Below are 17,284 nucleotides of genomic sequence, written 5' to 3' on the forward strand. Positions count from 1 at the left end.
ACCGGGAAACAAAAAGGCGCCTGCGAAACATCAGCAGGCGCACACAAAGTTCATGGGAACCACTACTGCAACTAAAACGACTCTAGCAGGCCCAGGCCCGCCGCGGGTGGATATTTCACCCCCGGTTCTGCGACGCCCTACGCCGGGGGCGCCGGCCACGAGGTCGCAGGACTGTCAAAGTGACTGCACGGCAGCCCATTTGGGCATCTTATCCGGCCCCTGGGGTGCCGCCCAGCCGCTCTCCCGGGGGCGAGTCGCGCAGGTGCCGAGCCTCCGTCCTCGGCGTGGCGGACCCGCGAAAGCGACACCATGCCCACCGGCGGCATCCGGACCGCCTCGAAATCGAGTGCGTGAAGAAGGCGCGCTCCCGCGATTTCGGCGCATACTGCACGGAATGAAGAAATCTGCAGCAGTCCGCCGTGTCCTGCCCGCCAGCCCCTTCAAGGCCCGGATCGAAGCACCGCGCAAGCACTTCGCCATCGGTGACCGCGTCACCCACGACACGTACGGCCTCGGCAGGGCCATCGGTGTCGAAGGCGACAGTGACATCGCGGTACTCGTCGACTTCGGATCGCGACGGGAACGCATCACCCAGCCCTACGCCACGATGTTCAAACTCTGACACCGGACACACACGGTTCTCCGCCGGGTCCGCCGCGCCGCGCATGGTGCGGGCCCTGCGGTGCACCCCTGGTCGGCGCGACGGCCGGGGGGCACGCGCCCTGACGGGGCCGAACGAGCACCCGTCTGCGGCCGCGGCCTCACTGGTGATGGCCGGATCCGGGGATGACCGGTGCTGGAGTGGGCGGGCCCGGGCCGAGGGCTGATGGGCCCGACTGCCATGCCTGCCCGATCACCCCGGCCCGCACGATCCGGGCGACGGCCCGGCCCTCGCGGCTGCCGCCGCCCGCCCGGAACCGCGGCGCAGGCGATCGGCACGTCAGATCGCCGCCGTGTGGCGCCCGGCCGTACGGCAGGCGCAAGGCCGGTGACCGCCACGGTCGCTGCCCAGGCCCGTGGGCCCCGCGGAGGCGGTGCCATAGTCTGGGGGACATGTCAAACCCCGACGGGCTGCTCGTCGACATCGCCGCGATGGTCGAGTCCGAGCACAGCAACCAGATGTCCCTGACCGTGGTGGTCCCCGGAGCGGTGATCACCGGCAGGCTCGCGCCGGTGTCCCTGTGGTTGGAGCGGGTGGCGGAGGTGCTCCAGGCCTCGGAGCACCTGAAGCCCTTCGCCGCTCTCTTCGCCCCGCCCGCCGACGGCCGGCCCGCGCGGCCCACCCATCTGCATCTCCACCGGGCGAAGATCCTGCAGGGCGACTTCGGACTGCCCCACACCGGCGGCATGTACCGCATCGCCATCGAGGACGTCAGCAGCTGGACGGTCGGGGACCTCAGCTACTCCGAATCCTGACGACCGCGGCAGGCCAAGTGGCCGCCCGGCTCGGCGCTCTGACCGCTGGTCCGGGTGTCGGGGCCGGAGCCACGGGCGGCCCGGGCCGAAGCGACGACCGGTTCGGCCCGTTCACCGAGCCGTAGCCCATCGGCCGGCCTCACCGGGGCTCTCGGAGACGACAGCGGCGTAGCAAGCGGTGCCCGCGTGCACGGCAGGGCAGGGTCGCGATCTGCGGCCATGGCCGAAGTCCTCACGGCGACGCCCCAGGAAGCTATCGAGACGCTTCCGGCCGGCAGTCGGCGGTCCGCCGCGGGTTCGCCGGAGTGCCCGCACCGGGACGCCGCCCGCCGCACCGGGATCGCGCCGGCCCGGAGCCAGGACGCGGAGATCATCGCCGAGCACGTGCGGCACACCGCCGACCTGTTGCTGGAGCGCGCCCGCGTGCTCGCCGACGCGGTCGAGGCCGGCCGGGTCGCCGTGGTCCGGCTGTCCTGACAGCTCGCCGACGGCACCGCCCACCTGGTCACCGCCCGGGGCCTCGACCTGCCCGCCGGCTCGGTGGCGTGATCCGGTGCCGTCAGGTCCTGTCGCGGGACTTCCGTGCGTGGGGGTCGCTTTGGGGCGGCGCGTGGGTCAGGGCCGCCGGCCGGGCCGGGGCCCTGCCGAAGAGATGGCGGATCCCTGCTATTCGGCGTTCTGTGCCAGGTAGGTCCGGTAGGCCCCGGACACGTTCTCCAGGTAGCGCTTCGCTGCCGCGCGCTCGGTCTCGTCCAGTGTGGCGGATGCCTCGTGGAGCAGTCCCAGCAGCGGGGCGAGTTCGCCCATCACGTGGGTGAGGCCGCTGTCGGTGACGTCCAGGACCTGGCGGCGGCGGTCGCTCGGGTGGGGACCGCGGGTCATGTGCCCTTCGGAGACGAGCCGGTTGACGGACTGGGTCCCGGCCGCGCTGGTGACACCGAGGCGCCGGGACAGTTCGACCGGGCCGATCGGCTCGCCCGCGCCCCTGGCCATGATCACGTGTTCGACGGCCTCGACGTTGGTGAGCGGCATGCCGAGCCGCTCGGCCAGCACCGCGCGGGCGAGCTGGGTCAGCGTGAGGACCTCGCGCAGCGCCCGGGAGAGTTCGTCGCCGGTGGGGGCGCCGTGCGGGCTGGCGGGTTCGCGCGGTCCGGAATCCGAATCCGGTGCGGCTCCGAAGGACTGGTGTTGCGCCATGGGCATCAGTCTGACACGGTAAGAGTCGCTAAGTAACTTAACGATTTCGAGGGTGCGTTCCCGTGTCCCCTTCTCTGACCCGGCAAGCCGGGGCGCCGTCCACCGACCGTCCGTCTCCCACGGGCGGCCCCCTCGGGAGGCCGAGGGCAACCGCCTGGCTCGTCCTGCTCCTGACCGTCATCGGGCTCGGCGCGGCGTTCGCGCTGGGGCCCGGTGACGCCACCACCACGAAGGCGGCCGGGACCGGCCTCCCGCCCTCGTCCCAGTCCGCCCAGGTGGCCGAGATCCTCAAGGGTTTCCCGTCCGGTGCCGCGGCTCCGGCGATCGTGGTCTACAGCACCACCGACAACAGCCCCCTGACGGACGCCCAGCGGTCCGTGATCGGCCAACGCGCCACGCTGCTCGGCGCCCTGGGCCTCGTACCGGCGGCCGCGACGCCCCGACTCGTCGACGGCAAGGTCGCGACCGTCGCCGTGATGCTGCCCACCGGGGCCGGTGACGACCTGAACGCCGCGGCCGTCGACCGCATCCGCAGCGTCGCCGCCCAGGACCTACCGGCGCCCTTGCGCTCCGAGGTCACCGGAGGACCCGCGTTCCGTGCGGACATCGGCAAGGTCTTCGCCGGTGCGGACACCAACCTGCTGATCGCCACCGCCTCGGTGGTCGCCGTACTCCTGCTGATCACCTACCGCAGCCCGATCCTGTGGCTCGTCCCGCTGTTCGTCGTCGGCGCCGGGGACCGCGTGTCCGGCATACTCGTCGGCGTCCTCGCTCCGCACGCCGGTGTCCAGGTCGACGCGTCAGCTGCCGGGATCCTGTCCGTCCTGGTGTTCGGCGCGGGCACCGACTACGCCCTGCTGCTGGTCTCCCGCTACCGAGACGAACTCCACCTCACCGAGGACCCGTTCACCGCTATGGCCCGCGCCTGGCGCGGCACCGCCCCGGCAGTCCTGGCCAGCGGCACCACCGTCGTCCTGAGCCTGCTCACCCTCCTCGCCGCCGAACTCACCGGCAGTCGCGGCCTCGGCTTCGCCGGCGCCATCGGCATTCTCACCGCGATGTTCTTCGGCCTGGTCGTCCTACCCGCCGCCCTCGTCCTGCCCGGACGCCGGATCTTCTGGCCGCTCGTGCCCACCGTCGGAGGCCCGGTCACCGCCGACCGTCGCGGTCTGTGGGCGCGCATCGGCCGCTCCGTCGCCGAACGTCCCGCCCAGGTCACCGTCGCCGGGACCGCCGTCCTGCTGCTCCTCGCAACCGGCGCGCTCGGCATCGGTACCGGGCTCGCCCAGGCCGACTCCTTCCGCAAGACCCCCGAGGCCGTCCTCGGGCAGCGCACCCTCGCCGCCGTCCAGCCCGCCGGCGCCGCCGACCCCCTCACCCTCCTGTCCACCACCACCGCAGCCGACCAAGTCGCCGCCGCCGCACGGCAGGTGCCCGGCGTCGCCGCCGTCACCCCGGCGAGCCACACCGACCGCTGGGCCCGCGCCGACGTCATCCTCGACGCCGCTCCCGGCACCCCGGCCTCCAACCGCACGATCAAGCAACTCCGCCGCGTCGTCGCCGGTGTGACCGGCGCCGACGCCCTGGTCGGCGGCACCACGGCCGAGGCCTACGACACCGCCGAGGCCAACGCCCGCGATACCCGCGTCGTCGTCCCCCTCGTCCTCGCGATCGTCCTGATCGTGCTCATCGCCCTGCTCCGTGCGCTGGTCGCCCCGCTGCTGCTGGTCGCCACCGTCATCGCCTCCTACTTCGCCGCCCTCGGCGCGAGTTGGACGATCTTCCGAACCTTCTACGACTTCCCGGCCCTGGACAGCAACGTTCCCCTGTTGTCGTTCCTGTTCCTCGTCGCCCTCGGCGTCGACTACAACATCTTCCTCATCGCCCGCACCCGCGAGGACACGCTCGCCGGACACGACACCCGACGCGCCGTCCTGCGCGCCCTCGCCTCCACAGGCGGCGTCATCACCAGCGCCGGCGTCCTGCTCGCCGCCGTGTTCGCCGTCCTGGGCGTGCTGCCGCTGATCACCCTCACTCAGATCGGCGTCATCGTCGGGATCGGCGTCCTGCTCGACACCCTGCTGGTGCGCACCGTCCTCGTCCCCGCACTCGTCCTGCTGACCGGCCGCCGCTTCTGGTGGCCCGGCCGCCCCGAAAGCGCCGGGCCGCAGGCCGGCGGCCGGTCCGCGTGAACCGCGTCCGGGGCGCGCCCTCTTTCCGCGCCCCGGACGATCTCCCGTACTCCCCGTCACCCCGTGCCACACCGACCTGCAGGAGGCGCTCATGACCAGCACGGGCAAGGTCCCCCACAGCCCGACGGGTACCGCACCGGCCGCCAACCGTCGCCGCTGGTGGGGCCTGGTCGCGATCAGCCTCGGTGTCTCGCTGATCATCGTCGACTCCACGATCGTCAACGTCGCCATCCCCAGCATCATCGACGACCTCCACGTCACCTCCAGCGACGCCCAGTGGGTCCAGGAGACCTACACCCTGGTCTTCGCCTCCTTCCTCCTCCTGGCCGGGCGCACCGGTGACCGGATCGGGCGCCGCCGGGTGTTCCTGGCCGGCACCGCCGTCTTCGTCGCCGCGAGCGTCGCCGCCGCGACAGCCCCCAGCGGGCCGGTGCTGATCGGTAGCCGTCTCGTTCAGGGCCTCGGCGGCGCCATGATCCTGCCCACCTCCCTGTCGCTGATCAACGCCACCTTCCGGGGCCGCGAACGCGGGCAGGCGTTCGCCGTCTGGGGCTCGACGATCGGCGGCACCGCCGCCCTCGGGCCGCTGCTGGGCGGCTGGCTCACCACGCACCTCTCCTGGCGCTGGGCGTTCGGCATCAACCTGCCGCTCGGCGCGCTGGTGGCCGCAGGCGTCCTGCTGCTGGTCGCCGACAGCCGGGACGACGGGGCCGAGCGCGGCGTCGACGTTCCGGGAGCGGTCCTGTCCGTGGTGGGATTCACCGGTGTCGTCTTCGGCCTGATCGAAGGCCGTGCCTACGGCTGGTGGCAGCTCGAGCAGCCGTTCTCCGTGTTCGGCGCGCGCGTCGACAGCGGCCTTTCCCCGGTGCCCGTCGCCTTCCTCCTCGGCCTCGCCGCGCTCGCCGCGTTCGTCGCCGTCGAACGGCGCCGCAACCGCCGCCACCGCACCGCCCTGCTGGACCTGCGCCTGTTCGCCGTCCCCTCGTTCCGCAACGGCAACACCGTGGCGGGCGTGGTCAGCCTGGGCGAGTTCGGAATCCTCTTCTCCCTGCCCCTGTGGTTCCAGAACGTGCTCGGCTACTCAGCCTTCCAGACCGGACTCGCCCTGCTCCCGCTCGCCGTCGGCAGCTTCGCCGCCAGCGGTCTCGGTGCCGTCCTCGCACCCCGGATCGGCACCCTCAACCTCGTCCTCGTGGGCATCGCCTGCGAGATGGCCGGCGTCGCCGGCATCGGCCTGGTTCTCTCACCGGACGGAAGCGGCTGGCAGGTGTCGCCGTTCCTGTTCCTCTACGGCATCGGCGTGGGCTGGGCCACCGCCCAGATCACCGGCGTGGTCCTGGCCGACGTGCCCGTCGCCCAGTCCGGCCAGGGCTCCGGCATCCAGAGCACCACCCGCCAGATCGGCTCCGCCCTGGGCATCGCCATCCTGGGAACCGTCCTGTTCACCACCCTGACCGCCGACCTCACCGACTCCCTGCGCAATGACGGCCTGCCCCCCGTCCAGGCCCGCTCCATCGCCACCGGGGTCCAGTACAGCGCGGGAACCTCCATCCGGGCGCTCCTCGCTCAGCCGGCCACTCATCAGGCCGGACAACGAGCACGCGAGTCCTTCACCACGGCCACCTCGACCGCCGCCTACACCGCGGCCGGAGCCCTCGCCCTCGGCCTGACCGCGGCCGTCAGACTCAAACGGACGCTGCGGACGTGACCTTCATCGGACCGGGGCCCGCCGCATCGCACCCACGCAGGTGTCAGGGCGGTGGGCGGTGAACCGCCTGGCCGTGCAGCGGCCCCGCCACGCGGCGCTGTGACGGGACCGTTCGCCGGTACTCGACACAGCCGGTGCGCCGAGTTCGGCTGCGGGGCGGTCAGTCGAGCGGGCCGCAGAGGGCGGGTGCGGTGGCTTCCTGGGGCAGGGCGGGGTTCAGTTCGCTGGGCCCGAGGACGTTGTCGTACGTGCCCCCGACGGGCCCCGCACGGTGGTCGGAGCGAAACGACGGCGGAAACCGATGACGCCGATCGACCGCGGCACCACCGGTCAAGTTCCCGCCAGCACCGCGGGCAGGCGGACGGCCACCGCGTCCGCGAGGCGCTCGAACTCGGCCCGCAGGAACGGCGCGGCAAGAAGCGCCAGGCCGTTGAACCGCAGCGAAGCGCGGTAGACCACCACCGTGCCCCCCTCGGACGCCCGGACCGTGATGTCATCGGTGGCCTTGACGGTCCGGTTGCGTCCGACGAACACGAGCCGCTTGGGGCTGTACTCCTCCAGGCAGTAGAAGAGCTCGGTACGCCGGCCCCGGAACCGCGAGACGTTGCGCCAGCGAGCCCCTTGAGCCACAGGGCCGGGGTCCAGGCGCGTGCAGCTCTCGGTGCCCGGATCCCACTGCGGTGTGTTCCCGAAGTCCGCCAGGTAGCGCAGGACCTCCCCGGCCGGCCGGTCGACGAGCATGGTGCGCTCCACGCTGATCATCAGGTCTCCCTTCCAGTGCTGCCTGCCGCCTGCCTCGCATGCGTGCCGTCACCTGCCTGTTCGTTGCGGGCAGCGCTGCGGATGGCGGGCCCACGCGCCTTCTTCGAGGCACGGACGCGGCCACGGACCGGGCATGCGCACGGGAGGCGACTGATCGCGCAGCCGCAGGCACGCTGCCGCGATTCGCGTGGTCGAATCCTGTCGGCGGCCTCCGCCCACCACCGGTGAGGGGATCAGGAGGCAACGTCACGCCGTCCCTGCGGCCCGGGCACCGCACGCCGCCCAGGACCGCGGGCGCGAACTCCGCGAACTCCCGTGCCGGGCCGGTCCAGGACACCGAGTCGGGCGGGAAGAGCCCGGCGGGCGGGATGACCGCCGTGCCGTGAATGTGCCCGGTCACCGCGGGCCGTCCTGGGCCGGTCGGGAGTCGGATCCGCGCTGGTCCCAGGTCACCGGCCTCCATGCGCCGAAGCGAACCGGTACGCCCGTCGAGTAGAGAACGCTCGTCGGTGGCCCGCACACGTCGACTCCCGCGGCGCTGGTCAGATCTTGAGCCAGGTCGGTGAGGCGGGCCTCGTAGAGCGGCCAAGGGGGATGATCGGTGGGCAGGTAGACGGTTCGTCGCCTCACCTGGTTGTGCAGGCCCCAGCGGGCTGTCAAGAACTCCGCCAACGGGCCGGGGCGCTCAAGCCGCTGGCCGATGTGTGCGGTGAGCAGGCACGTTGCGTCAGGGCTGGAGACGCGTCGGGTTCTCGTTGCGAGGCAGTAGAGGTCGCGCTCCACGGCGAGTCGTGTCGAGGACCACCTGTAGGGAAGTGCGAACACAGCCCGCGCGGTCATGACGGCCGCGAGCCGGGGGCAGTCGAGCGACCTGAAGACGACTCCGCGGTGACCCTGCCGGTCCACGGAGTAGAGCCTGACATTCACCTCGGGGAAGCTGCCCAGGTACGGAACTCCCGGCCAGCCGCCCGGGCCGAGGCGTTCCATGGAGAAGGCCACCAGGCCGACCCAGCTGGTTCCGTTCCAGACGTCGGGAAAGACTCCCGACGGCATCAGGTGCGAGACCGCGGCGGGACGGACCGGCCAGTGCAGGAAGAGGACATGCCGCCAGTGCTGCGACAGCAGCGGCCGCGCGACCGGTCGGGCCGGTCCCACCGTCACCGGTTCGATGATCATCCGGATCCCTTCCGCACCCACCAACGGCTCCAGCATGCACACGGAACCGCAGGCACCGGAACTCGCATCGTTGGTGCAGCAGATACGGGACAGGACAGGCCGTGGCCTGCCTGTCCGGGCTGCGCGGACTCTCGATCGCCGTGCACACCGGGCGACCAACGGCGTCATGGTCTCGTCGTCCCCGCCAGGGACCGGACCCTGCTCCGCTGATCCGTGCCGGGCCGCCGACGAACTCCCAGCCTTCTTCAGCGTCGGCTGCATCGCCTCTCGCACGGCTGGGTCGACCGGAGAGAACGGCCATTGCCGGGTGTGTCCTGACGTTCGCGATCAGGTATCCGGCCCCGCAGAGCGAGCTGCGGGGCCGGACCGGCCGAAGCCGGCCAGGTCATCCGGCTTTCTCGCTCGGGTGGTCGAGCCAGGCGCCTCGGGAGCTCTCGGCAGGGGCGGACACCTGACTCTCGTAGCCGGCGAGCGCCAGGCCGAGCCCGAAGAAGGTGGGCGCCCACTCGCCCACGAAGATTCCCCACCGGTCTGCCCGCTCGACTCCGGCCTGCTCGGCCTTCATCGATGCGACCCAGCTCAGCAGGGACAAGCCGATGGACCCGAAGGCCGCCGCGTAGGCGTGTTCGCTGGTGATTCCGGCTTCGTGGAGCCGACGGACGATGCTCATGACTTCTCCGATGGTTCTTGTGCTGTGCTGTGTCCTGCTCCTCCAGGCTGGCTGCGGTTCTCGTCCCGCACCGGTCGCATCGTTGATGCACCGGCCGGGCGGAAGGCGGTCAGAGCGTCGGGCGACGGCTGAGGAGGCGGTCGAGTTCGGGTGCGTCGAGGCGAAGGTGCTGCCCGATGTCGTTCCGCAGCCTCTGCTCCCGGTCGGTCAGGGGTCCGTTCACGGTGGTGGCTCCTTCGACCTGTACCGCTTCAGCGTCCGCAGGGTGCAGCCGGTCGCCACTCGCAGCGTTTCGCGTCTTCGCCGTGCCCAAGCCGTGGGTTCAGCGGCGGGCGGGCATGTGCGTCAGGAGTGCGGCTGCGGTCCAGTCCGGGCCGCGGGGGCGAACGCGCATGCTGAGTCCGGCGGTTCCACGTGCCTGTCCGGCCAGAAGGTCCGCGATTGCGGAGCCCGCGGATTCCGGGGTGAGCGTGTTGGGGTCGAGGCAATGGCCGAGGGCGGCTCGCTCGGCGTCGTGGGCGATGGCGAACTGGTCGCTGGAGAAGGGCAGAACGAGTGCGGGCACGCCGGCGTGCAGGCACTCGGTGAAGGAGTTGTTGCCGCCGTGGTGGACCATGACGGCGGCATGCGGAAGCAGTTCCTGCTGCGGGATGGCCGGGGCCACGTGCAGCCGTTCGGGCGCGGCGTCGTGCAGCAGGGGGTGGCTCGTGACGTCGGTGACCCGGTTTCCGGCGGCCACGATCACCGAGGCCGGGGTGTGGCGGAGGATTCCGGCTGTCGCGGTCGCCAGGACGTCGTGGCGCGCTGACAGGAACGTTCCCAGGGCGACGAGCACCAGCGGGCGCCCGCCGGCCGTCAGGCGCGCGAGCACGGCCTGCCAGCAGTCGTCCAGCGGCTCGTGGCCGTCGTGCGGCAGCAGGTGGCCGGCGTACAAGGCCTTGGGGCCGCTCGGGGCGGGGGGAAGCCAGGGCAGACGGGGATAGTTGAAGACGACGACGTGCGGTGAGCACAGGGTGAAGGCGCGGTCGGGTTCGGGCCTGCCCGGAGCGTGGTGGCGGGCTGTCGCCTTGAAAGCGGCGGTGAACGCGGCGTCGTTGGCCGCGACCGCCGCGCGCAGCCGGTCGAGATCGGCGGGGGCCGGGCGCAGGATGTCGGGCCACGCGTAGGGCAGTCCGAAGTGGGCGTCGGGGGAGGCCGGCAGGTAGCTGGGGTGGCCGGGGCAGAAGGTGGCGTAAGGCAGGCCGAGGCAGTGCAGGGCGAGGGTCGCGGAGTAGGAGAGCTGGTCGACGAGGTACCAGTCCGGGTGCAACTGCGCGTCGAGGGCCGCGAGGTCGCGCAGGACCCGGTCGGGCTCGGCGAGCATGTCATCACTGCGGTGGCGTGCCTGGGTGAGGAGAGTCGCCGTCGGCCCGTCGAACGTGGCATCCAGGAATTCGCGCAGGCGCTGGGCCTCGGAGTGGTCCTGGCGAGTGGTTTCGGCGACCCCGTGGTTGGCATTGCGGGTGACGGCGAGTTCGACGAAGCCCAGGCCGCTGCGGGTGGCGAGGTCGTTGAAGGCACGGGTACAGGCGAAGTCGACGCGGGCGCCGTGTCGGGCGAGTGAGGCGCCGAGTACGGCGAGTGGCCGAGCATGGGAGTGGAAGGGCGGGCTGATCACGGCGACGCGGGCCATGGTGTCCTCCGTCAAGGGCATCGGATCGCGTGCGGCTTCCGATCATGCCAGGCTTCCCTCGGAAGCCACGGATGGACGCCGGCTGCCGCGACCAGGTCCGTGCGGTGCAGGTACGGCGATCCCGAGCGTACGCGCCGGGTCCAATCCACTTCATCACCTCTCTCCGAAAGTGCCCGTGACTCTTCGGTGGCATGGGAGGAAGACCGATGACACACCACGTCACGCCCGTTCCGGCCACAGCAGCGCCACAGACCGGTGCCGCAGGTGCCGGGGCCCTCGCCGCTTGGCGGAGATTCCACTGGACCCAGGACGTGGGTGCCGTCACCGGTGGTGATCTGCTCGGACGCTTGGCACGGGCCGAGTACGGGGGTGCCTGGGCCCATCCGGATTCGCTGCTGCCGCGCCCGGATCGCCGCGCGGCGCGGCTTCGGCAGCTGGCCCGGCGCGAACGCGCGATGCCGACCTGGGTGCTGGCCGCCGCAGGCGCGTCCCCCGACCTGGAACCGTGGGAACGGATCGCTCTTGCCGAGGCGTGGGAACGCGGCTCCGACCCCGACGGAGGGCTGAGCGCGACCGCCGAGATCCGCAGACGGCTGCTCGCGACTTCCGGCCCTGCCGAAACCGCCTTCCTGCTGGATGTGGCGGACGCGAACAGCCTCAAGCCCCTCTCCGCCAGGGAAGCCGTCGACCTGCAGCCCACCGGACGGCCCCAGAGGCATGCGCTCTGGCGCTACCTGTCGGGAGTGCCAGGCGGAGATCTCGTGCTGCCGAGTCCGGACACGGCGCTGGACGCCTACGAGCGGCTGCTCCTCGCCGCATGCTACGAGCGGGTCCACCCCGGGGCACCGGCGGGACAGCGGTTCAGGGTGGCGTTCGACTCACTGGCCGAGCCGTTCGAGGCGTATCCGGTGGTCGCGCAGTCGATGCTTCTGGGTCGCCTGGAGGAACCCGGCGCCGGACTCAGCGGCGGCATGAGCGTGCTCCTGACCGCACTGGGCGGAGCCCTGACGACCCACGCGCGCGCCGCACGGGTGCTGACCCTGACCGCCGCCCGGCCCGCAGACACGCAACGCGCAGAACTGGTAGGCCGATCGGGTGCGGCACACCTGCTGGTGCGCCTGCCCGTCGACTCACCAGAACCACTCGACCCGCAGAATGCGGCCACACATCAGCCCGCCCTGGCATGGTGGACGGCCCGCGTCTTCGAACTCCCCGGCGCCCGGCCGGACATCACGCATGTCAGGTTCGCCGACGACGCTTCACTCGCCGTCGCCCAGGCCACCCGCCGCTACGGCGCGAAGCTCGCGTTCACGGTCACCCCCGATCCGCACCGGACGATGGACGAACGGCACGCCGGCCTGCCCACGGAGCAGACCGGCGACGAGAGCCGCGCGCTGCGCCTGGACATGCACCGGATCTTCGTCGCCGACCGCCTCGTCTCCCGCGCCGACCTGCTGGTGGCCATGCCGGGGCGGCACGGAACGGAAGAACTCCTCGAACACTTCCCGCAGTTGGAGAAACGCTCGGTCCATCTCCAGCCCGAGGGCATCGCGCCGTTCCGGCCCGCTCCTGATGACGGAGCGACCGCGAACGGGATGCTGGCACGCCTGTTCGGCGGCGGTGGCAACGTCGACGGCCTGGAGACCACCGATCGTGGACTCCCGTTGCTGCTGTGCGTGGGACGGCTTCACCCCGTCAAACAGCAGGAACAGCTCGTGCGAGCCTGGCTGCTGGCCGGTCTGCACCACCGCACGACCCTGCTGCTGGTTGGAGGTTCACCCACGGACCCGACCAGCATCGAGGTGGCGGTCCGCACCAGGGTCACCGCACTCCTTGCCACGGACCCGCTCGCGCGAAGGCGGTCGGCCCTGTGGCCCGCTCTGTCCAACCGGCACGTCCGGCTGTTGGAGAGGGCGTTGGCGCGGGGCGGACCGGGATCCGCGCTCTACGTGTGCCCCAGCGCGAAGGAGGAGTTCGGACTCGCCGTACTCGAGGCCATGGAAGCCGGCCTCCCGGTGGCCGCCCCGCAGCGCGGCGGCGCCTCCCACTACCTGCGCGACGGCGTCAACGGACGACTTCTGGCCACCGAATCGGCAGACGTGCTCGCCGAGGGCCTGCGCTCGTTCGTCCTCACCCCTCCACCCGAGCTCGCGGCGATGGCGGCAGCCGGGTCGGCGACGGTCCGCGAGCGGTTCGGCATCGACGCCATGGCCGCATCCCTGGCGGAGGCCTACCGGACCACGTGCCGCACGGGGCGCCCGCGCCGGGGCCGGACCGGTACAGACCGGGAAGGCGACAACTGAGATGTCACGGGGAGAAGCAGCGGAGGTCGTGGTGGTCGGCGCGGGCCTGGCTGGGCTGGCCTGCGCGCTGGACCTGACGGCGGCCGGACGGGACGTCCTGGTCGTGGAGGCCGCGGAGGAGGTGGGCGGGCGGATGCGCACTGACGTGGTCCGGGGCTTCCGGCTCGACCGAGGCTTCCAGGTGTTCAACACCGCCTACCCGCAGGTCAGGCAACGGCTGGAGCTGGGTGCGCTGGGACTGCGCCCGTTCACCCCCGGGTTCCTGCTGGCCGACGCCCGGGGCGCACGTCGGGTGGTCGATCCGACCAGGCGCCCGGGCCAGGCCGGCGACCTGCTGCCCGGCAGGCTGCTGTCGCTGCGCGACCTGGCCGCTCTGGGCCTACTGGGAGCGGGGGACGCGGTGCTGCCCGCCGCCCTGCTCAAGCGCCTGCCGGAGACCGACACCGCCCGCGCGCTGCGCCGGGCGGGGGTCTCGCGGCGCACCGTCGACGAGGTGCTCGGCCCGTTCCTGGCCGGGGTGTTCCTGGAGGAGGGCCTGGAGACCTCCAGTCGGCTGTTCCATCTTGTGTGGCGCAGCATGCTGCGCGGGAGCCTGTGCCTGCCGCAGGACGGCATCGGGGCCGTGCCGCGCCAGTTGGCGGCCCGGCTGCCGGCGGCCCGACTGGTGTGCGGCACCCGGGTGGAACGGGTGACGGCCGGCGGGGTGGCGCTCGTGGACGGTTCGGTGCTGCGGGCCCGCGCGGTCGTGGTGGCGACCGGGATGGCGCAGGCCACCCGGCTGCTGCCGGGCCTGGAGGTTCCGGCGGCGCGGGCGGTGACGACCTTCTACCACGCGGCGCCGGTCAGCCCGTTGCGCGAACCGACGCTGGTCGTGGACGCGGGCCGACAGGTGCTGAACACGGTGGTGCTCTCGGAGGTCGTCCCCGGCTGCTCGCCGGACGGGCGGGCGCTGGTGTCGACCTCCGTCCTGGGGACGGACGCGGACGAGCGGGCGGCCCGTACGCGCGTCGGCACGCTCTACGGGGCGGACACCTCGGACTGGGAGCAGCTGGCCGAGTACCGGATCACCGAGGCACTGCCGGCCGCGCCGGCACCGCTTCGGCTGAGCCGCACGACCCGGTTCACTTCCGGACGCCACGTGTGCGGGGACCACCGGGCCACGGGCTCGGTGCAGGGGGCGCTCGCCTCGGGCGCCCGGGCCGCCCGGGAGGTGCTGGCCGACCTGGCCGGGACGGGACGGTGAGGCCCGTTCACGGTGGTGGGTGGCCTCCGGCCCGCGCCCGGGCGACCGTCGCCCGGCCCGGATCCGTCGTCGCGCCGCCCCATGGGCGACCCGGTAACCTGGCTGGCGTGAACGACCAGCGTGCATGGCGTGTCGCAATCGATCCGGGCCTGGTCGTCCAGCGGACCTGCGGCCACCTGGACGGGCTCCCGGAGGTTCCCGCGAACCCGGCCCCGGGCTGCGAGGAATGCCTGCGGACCGGCCGAACCTGGGTGCACCTGCGGGTCTGTCTCAGCTGTGGGCACGTCGGTTGCTGCGACAGCTCGCCCGGGCAGCACGCCCACCATCACGCACGTACCGCCGGCGGGCACCACATCGCCCGGTCTCTCCAGCCCGGCGAGGACTGGGCCTGGTGCTACACCGATGAGGTGTTCCTGCACCCCGCCTGACCCGGGCGACCGATGCGCCCGGACGCGGGGCTCCGGATCGTGCGGTGGCCCGGACGGCCCGTGCGGCGCGGACCCGTACGCTCTCCGGCCCGCCCATCTCGACGACCCGGTCCGGCTCGGCGCCTTCCCCGCCGACCGGCGCCCGGGGGCTACGACAGGGCGGTCGCGGTCTCCGGCCGGCCCGCTGCCCGCTCACGGGGGTGACTGGCCGCGGCCCCGCTCAGCGGCCAGTAGTTCGGGCAGGCCGGTGAGGCGGCGCAGGCCCGCGGCGGCCTGGGCGGTGCGGTGGTTGGCGGCGAGCAGGTCGTGGTGGCGGTGGACGAAGGCCCAGTAGCCGGTGGTGAAGGGGCAGGCCCGGTCGCCGAGGCGTTCGGTGGGCCGGTAGCGGCACGGGCCGCAGTGGTCGCCCATGCGGTGGAGGTAGGCGCCGCCGGCCGCGTAGGGCTTGGTGGTGACGAGGCCTCCGTCGGCGAACTGGGACATGCCGACGACGTTGGCGGTCATCACCCAGTCGTAGCCGTCGACGAAGCACCGGTGGAACCAGTCGGTGATCTCGCGCGGGTCCCAGCCGTGCTGCAGGGCCCAGTTGCCGAGCACCATCAGGCGGGGGATGTGGTGCACCCAGCCGTGGTCGCGGACCTCCCCGAGGACGCCGGACAGGCAGCGGGCGGTGACGGCGTCGGCGTCCAGCTCGCGGAACCAGGCGGGCAGCGGCTCGTGGTGGCCGAGGCGGTTGGCGTCGCGGTACTCCTCGCCCAGGTGCCAGTAGAGCTGCCAGACGTACTCGCGCCAGCCGGCGACCTGCCGCACGAAGCCCTCGGCGCTGTTGAGCGGCACCCGCCCGGCCCGGTACGCGGCCTCGGCGGCGCGTACGCACTCGCCGGGGTCGAGCAGGCCGAGGTTGAGCGGGACGGAAAGCGCACTGTGGGCCATCCACGGGTCGGCGTGCAGCATGGCGTCCTCGTACCGGCCGAAGTCGGCGAGGCGGTGGGCGACGAAGCGGGCGAGCGCCCGCTCGGCCTCCCGGCGGGTCGCGGCGAAGCGGCGCGGGCCGTCCCGGCCGACGAAGGCGACGTCGCCGTCGCGCTCCCAGCGGTCCAGGTCGGCCCGGACTCGCTCGTCGATCCCGTCCTCCTCGGGCTCGAACGGGGGCGGCAGCGGCAGGGTGGCGGCTCCCTTGGGCGGTGGTTCGCGGTTGTCCCGGTCGAGGTTCCAGCGGCCGCCGGCCGGGCTGCCGTCCGGTTCCAGCAGCAGGTGCTCGGCGCGGCGCACCCGGTGGTAGAAGTCCTCCAGCAGCAGGCGTCGTTCACCGGGGGCGCCGGCCCAGCGGCGGAAGTCGGCGAAGCCCACCAGGAAGCCGCGCGGCGGCAGCACCGTCACCTGGGCGAGGCCGTCGACCAGGCCGAGGGCCGCGCGCGAGGTCGGGTGGCACACGGTGACCCGGCGGCGGCCGACCGCCCGGGCCAGGCCCTCCCGGTAGGTGTCGGCCTGCACGTAGCGCACCCGGTCGCCCAGGGCGTCCGCGGCGTGGCGCATCGCCGACAGGACCAGGTGGGCCTTCGCCCGGTGGAACCGCCTCCGGCGCAGCACCGAGCGGGCCTCGATCATGACGAGCGGCGCGTCCGGGTCGGGCCCGTCCTCGGCGGGGGCGAGGAAGTGCGGCCCGAGCTGGTCGCCGAAGAGCCAGTGCGGGCGCGGTCCGCTCACGCCGGACGCCCGGGAAGGGCCGTCCCGCCGGACAGGACGGCATTGCCGTCCTCGTCGGCCGGCCGCGGGTGGCGGTGGCGCCAGTAGGGGTTGTCGAGCGGCAGCTTTCCGCTCACCCGCCCGTACATGCCGAACGTCGCGATCACCAGTCCCATGACGAAGCTGAAGAGCACGTTCTGGATGCGGAAGGCCAGGATGTTGGCTGACGAGTCCATCAGGGCCAGGTTGACGAAGCCGCTGAGGACGAACAGCGCGCCCACCGCGATGTTGATCGTGGAAGCGGTGTTTCCGCCGATCACCGCACCGCCGACGAGCACGACGGCCGTGACCACCGACACGAGGCTGAGCAGACCGTTGCTGGACAGACCGGCGACCGTCTCCCCGGAGGTGCTGAAGAAGGACAGCCCGTCCGCGAAGCCGAGACAGCCGAACACGAGGAGGGCCGCGCCGCACAGCCCGGCCCCGACACGGTAGACCTGCGACAGCCGGTGGTCGACCGGCAGTTCATCGTGCAGTTTCATGGTCCGCTCCATCTCGTGAGGATCCGGTGGGCGCGCACTCCGCGGCCTCCTCCGCAGAATCGGCCAGCGCAGCCGACGGGAGGAGTCGCAGCGGTGCCGCATCGTTTACTCCTCCGCCCCTCGGGAAACGCTGCACGGCGATGATCGTGCGTTCGAGGCCCTGCACCGCGTGCTCGCTGCACCGGTGTACGGAGTGGCGCCGCGGACGCTGCGCAGTGGACCTGCACGTGGGCTCCCGCACATCGGTGCGGAAACGCTGCGATTGGGTGCGGACAGCCGGCCGATGCAG

General features: G+C 72.5%; 15 protein-coding genes. 8 read left to right on the forward strand and 7 right to left on the reverse strand.

Annotated elements, in window-relative coordinates; all coding sequences use genetic code 11:
• Positions 1–394: 394 nt before the first annotated feature.
• The 3 genes from AB0C76_RS33155 (at position 395) to AB0C76_RS33165 (ending at position 1,893) form a co-directional block, all read left to right on the forward strand.
• Positions 395–622, forward strand: coding sequence for a hypothetical protein (locus tag AB0C76_RS33155; protein ID WP_359972735.1), 228 nt, complete (start codon positions 395–397; stop codon positions 620–622).
• A gap of 431 nt (positions 623–1,053) precedes the next feature.
• The gene (locus tag AB0C76_RS33160) at positions 1,054–1,416 is read left to right on the forward strand and encodes a hypothetical protein (RefSeq protein WP_359972737.1); all 363 of its coding nucleotides are present in this window, start codon (positions 1,054–1,056) and stop codon (positions 1,414–1,416) included.
• 219 nt (positions 1,417–1,635) lie between these two features.
• On the forward strand, positions 1,636–1,893 hold the full coding sequence (locus tag AB0C76_RS33165) for a hypothetical protein (protein WP_359972739.1): 258 nt from the start codon (positions 1,636–1,638) through the stop codon (positions 1,891–1,893).
• Between the two features lie 189 nt (positions 1,894–2,082).
• Here AB0C76_RS33165 and AB0C76_RS33170 read toward each other — a convergent pair whose 3' ends face one another.
• Positions 2,083–2,613, reverse strand: coding sequence for a MarR family winged helix-turn-helix transcriptional regulator (locus AB0C76_RS33170; protein ID WP_359972741.1), 531 nt, complete (start codon positions 2,611–2,613; stop codon positions 2,083–2,085).
• A gap of 62 nt (positions 2,614–2,675) precedes the next feature.
• Between AB0C76_RS33170 and AB0C76_RS33175 the strand changes: the two genes are divergently transcribed.
• Positions 2,676–4,805 carry an MMPL family transporter gene (locus AB0C76_RS33175; RefSeq protein ID WP_359972744.1) on the forward strand — a complete coding sequence of 710 codons (2,130 nt, stop codon included), beginning with the start codon at positions 2,676–2,678 and terminating at the stop codon, positions 4,803–4,805.
• A 91-nt stretch (positions 4,806–4,896) separates the two neighbouring features.
• Positions 4,897–6,513: an MFS transporter gene (locus AB0C76_RS33180; RefSeq protein ID WP_359972747.1), complete on the forward strand. Its 1,617-nt coding sequence runs from the start codon at positions 4,897–4,899 to the stop codon at positions 6,511–6,513.
• A gap of 330 nt (positions 6,514–6,843) precedes the next feature.
• On the opposite strand, the gene AB0C76_RS33185 is transcribed toward AB0C76_RS33180, so the two are convergent.
• The 4 genes from AB0C76_RS33185 to AB0C76_RS33200 form a co-directional block, all read right to left on the reverse strand.
• On the reverse strand, positions 6,844–7,275 hold the full coding sequence (locus AB0C76_RS33185; RefSeq protein WP_359972749.1) for an SRPBCC family protein: 432 nt from the start codon (positions 7,273–7,275) through the stop codon (positions 6,844–6,846).
• A gap of 396 nt (positions 7,276–7,671) precedes the next feature.
• Positions 7,672–8,487, reverse strand: a complete 816-nt coding sequence (locus AB0C76_RS33190) for a DUF2071 domain-containing protein (protein ID WP_359972752.1) — start codon at positions 8,485–8,487, stop codon at positions 7,672–7,674.
• Positions 8,488–8,836: 349 nt separating this feature from the next.
• A complete protein-coding gene (locus AB0C76_RS33195) occupies positions 8,837–9,121 on the reverse strand; it encodes a hypothetical protein (RefSeq protein WP_359972753.1) in 285 nt (94 codons plus the stop codon).
• A gap of 322 nt (positions 9,122–9,443) precedes the next feature.
• Positions 9,444–10,793 (reverse strand): glycosyltransferase, encoded by a 1,350-nt coding sequence (locus tag AB0C76_RS33200; protein ID WP_359972755.1) that lies wholly within the window; start codon positions 10,791–10,793, stop codon positions 9,444–9,446.
• A gap of 347 nt (positions 10,794–11,140) precedes the next feature.
• Between AB0C76_RS33200 and AB0C76_RS33205 the strand changes: the two genes are divergently transcribed.
• From AB0C76_RS33205 to AB0C76_RS33215, 3 genes are all read left to right on the forward strand, one after another.
• The gene (locus AB0C76_RS33205; protein WP_359972758.1) at positions 11,141–13,096 is read left to right on the forward strand and encodes a glycosyltransferase family 4 protein; all 1,956 of its coding nucleotides are present in this window, start codon (positions 11,141–11,143) and stop codon (positions 13,094–13,096) included.
• 1 nt (position 13,097) lies between these two features.
• On the forward strand, positions 13,098–14,339 hold the full coding sequence (locus tag AB0C76_RS33210; RefSeq protein WP_359972760.1) for an NAD(P)/FAD-dependent oxidoreductase: 1,242 nt from the start codon (positions 13,098–13,100) through the stop codon (positions 14,337–14,339).
• A gap of 176 nt (positions 14,340–14,515) precedes the next feature.
• Positions 14,516–14,767: a UBP-type zinc finger domain-containing protein gene (locus AB0C76_RS33215; protein WP_359972837.1), complete on the forward strand. Its 252-nt coding sequence runs from the start codon at positions 14,516–14,518 to the stop codon at positions 14,765–14,767.
• Positions 14,768–14,959: 192 nt separating this feature from the next.
• On the opposite strand, the gene AB0C76_RS33220 is transcribed toward AB0C76_RS33215, so the two are convergent.
• Entirely contained in the window at positions 14,960–16,474 is a 1,515-nt protein-coding gene (locus AB0C76_RS33220) for a cryptochrome/photolyase family protein (protein WP_359972762.1), read from the reverse strand.
• A complete protein-coding gene (locus AB0C76_RS33225; protein WP_359972764.1) occupies positions 16,471–16,995 on the reverse strand; it encodes a DUF4383 domain-containing protein in 525 nt (174 codons plus the stop codon). Before AB0C76_RS33225 ends, AB0C76_RS33220 begins: the two co-directional genes overlap by 4 nt.
• Between the last annotated feature and the right edge of the window lie 289 nt (positions 16,996–17,284).

Source organism: Kitasatospora sp. NPDC048722 (assembly GCF_040650235.1).
Lineage (GTDB): Bacteria > Actinomycetota > Actinomycetes > Streptomycetales > Streptomycetaceae > Kitasatospora.

Coding starts and splice junctions, on each gene's coding strand:
- AB0C76_RS33155 (WP_359972735.1), top strand. CDS start 395: ATGAAGAAATCTGCAGCAGTCCGCCGTGTCCTGCCCGCCAGCCCCTTC.
- AB0C76_RS33160 (WP_359972737.1), top strand. CDS start 1,054: ATGTCAAACCCCGACGGGCTGCTCGTCGACATCGCCGCGATGGTCGAG.
- AB0C76_RS33165 (WP_359972739.1), top strand. CDS start 1,636: ATGGCCGAAGTCCTCACGGCGACGCCCCAGGAAGCTATCGAGACGCTT.
- AB0C76_RS33170 (WP_359972741.1), bottom strand. CDS start 2,613: ATGGCGCAACACCAGTCCTTCGGAGCCGCACCGGATTCGGATTCCGGA.
- AB0C76_RS33180 (WP_359972747.1), top strand. CDS start 4,897: ATGACCAGCACGGGCAAGGTCCCCCACAGCCCGACGGGTACCGCACCG.
- AB0C76_RS33185 (WP_359972749.1), bottom strand. CDS start 7,275: ATGATCAGCGTGGAGCGCACCATGCTCGTCGACCGGCCGGCCGGGGAG.
- AB0C76_RS33190 (WP_359972752.1), bottom strand. CDS start 8,487: ATGCTGGAGCCGTTGGTGGGTGCGGAAGGGATCCGGATGATCATCGAA.
- AB0C76_RS33195 (WP_359972753.1), bottom strand. CDS start 9,121: ATGAGCATCGTCCGTCGGCTCCACGAAGCCGGAATCACCAGCGAACAC.
- AB0C76_RS33200 (WP_359972755.1), bottom strand. CDS start 10,793: ATGGCCCGCGTCGCCGTGATCAGCCCGCCCTTCCACTCCCATGCTCGG.
- AB0C76_RS33210 (WP_359972760.1), top strand. CDS start 13,098: ATGTCACGGGGAGAAGCAGCGGAGGTCGTGGTGGTCGGCGCGGGCCTG.
- AB0C76_RS33225 (WP_359972764.1), bottom strand. CDS start 16,995: ATGAAACTGCACGATGAACTGCCGGTCGACCACCGGCTGTCGCAGGTC.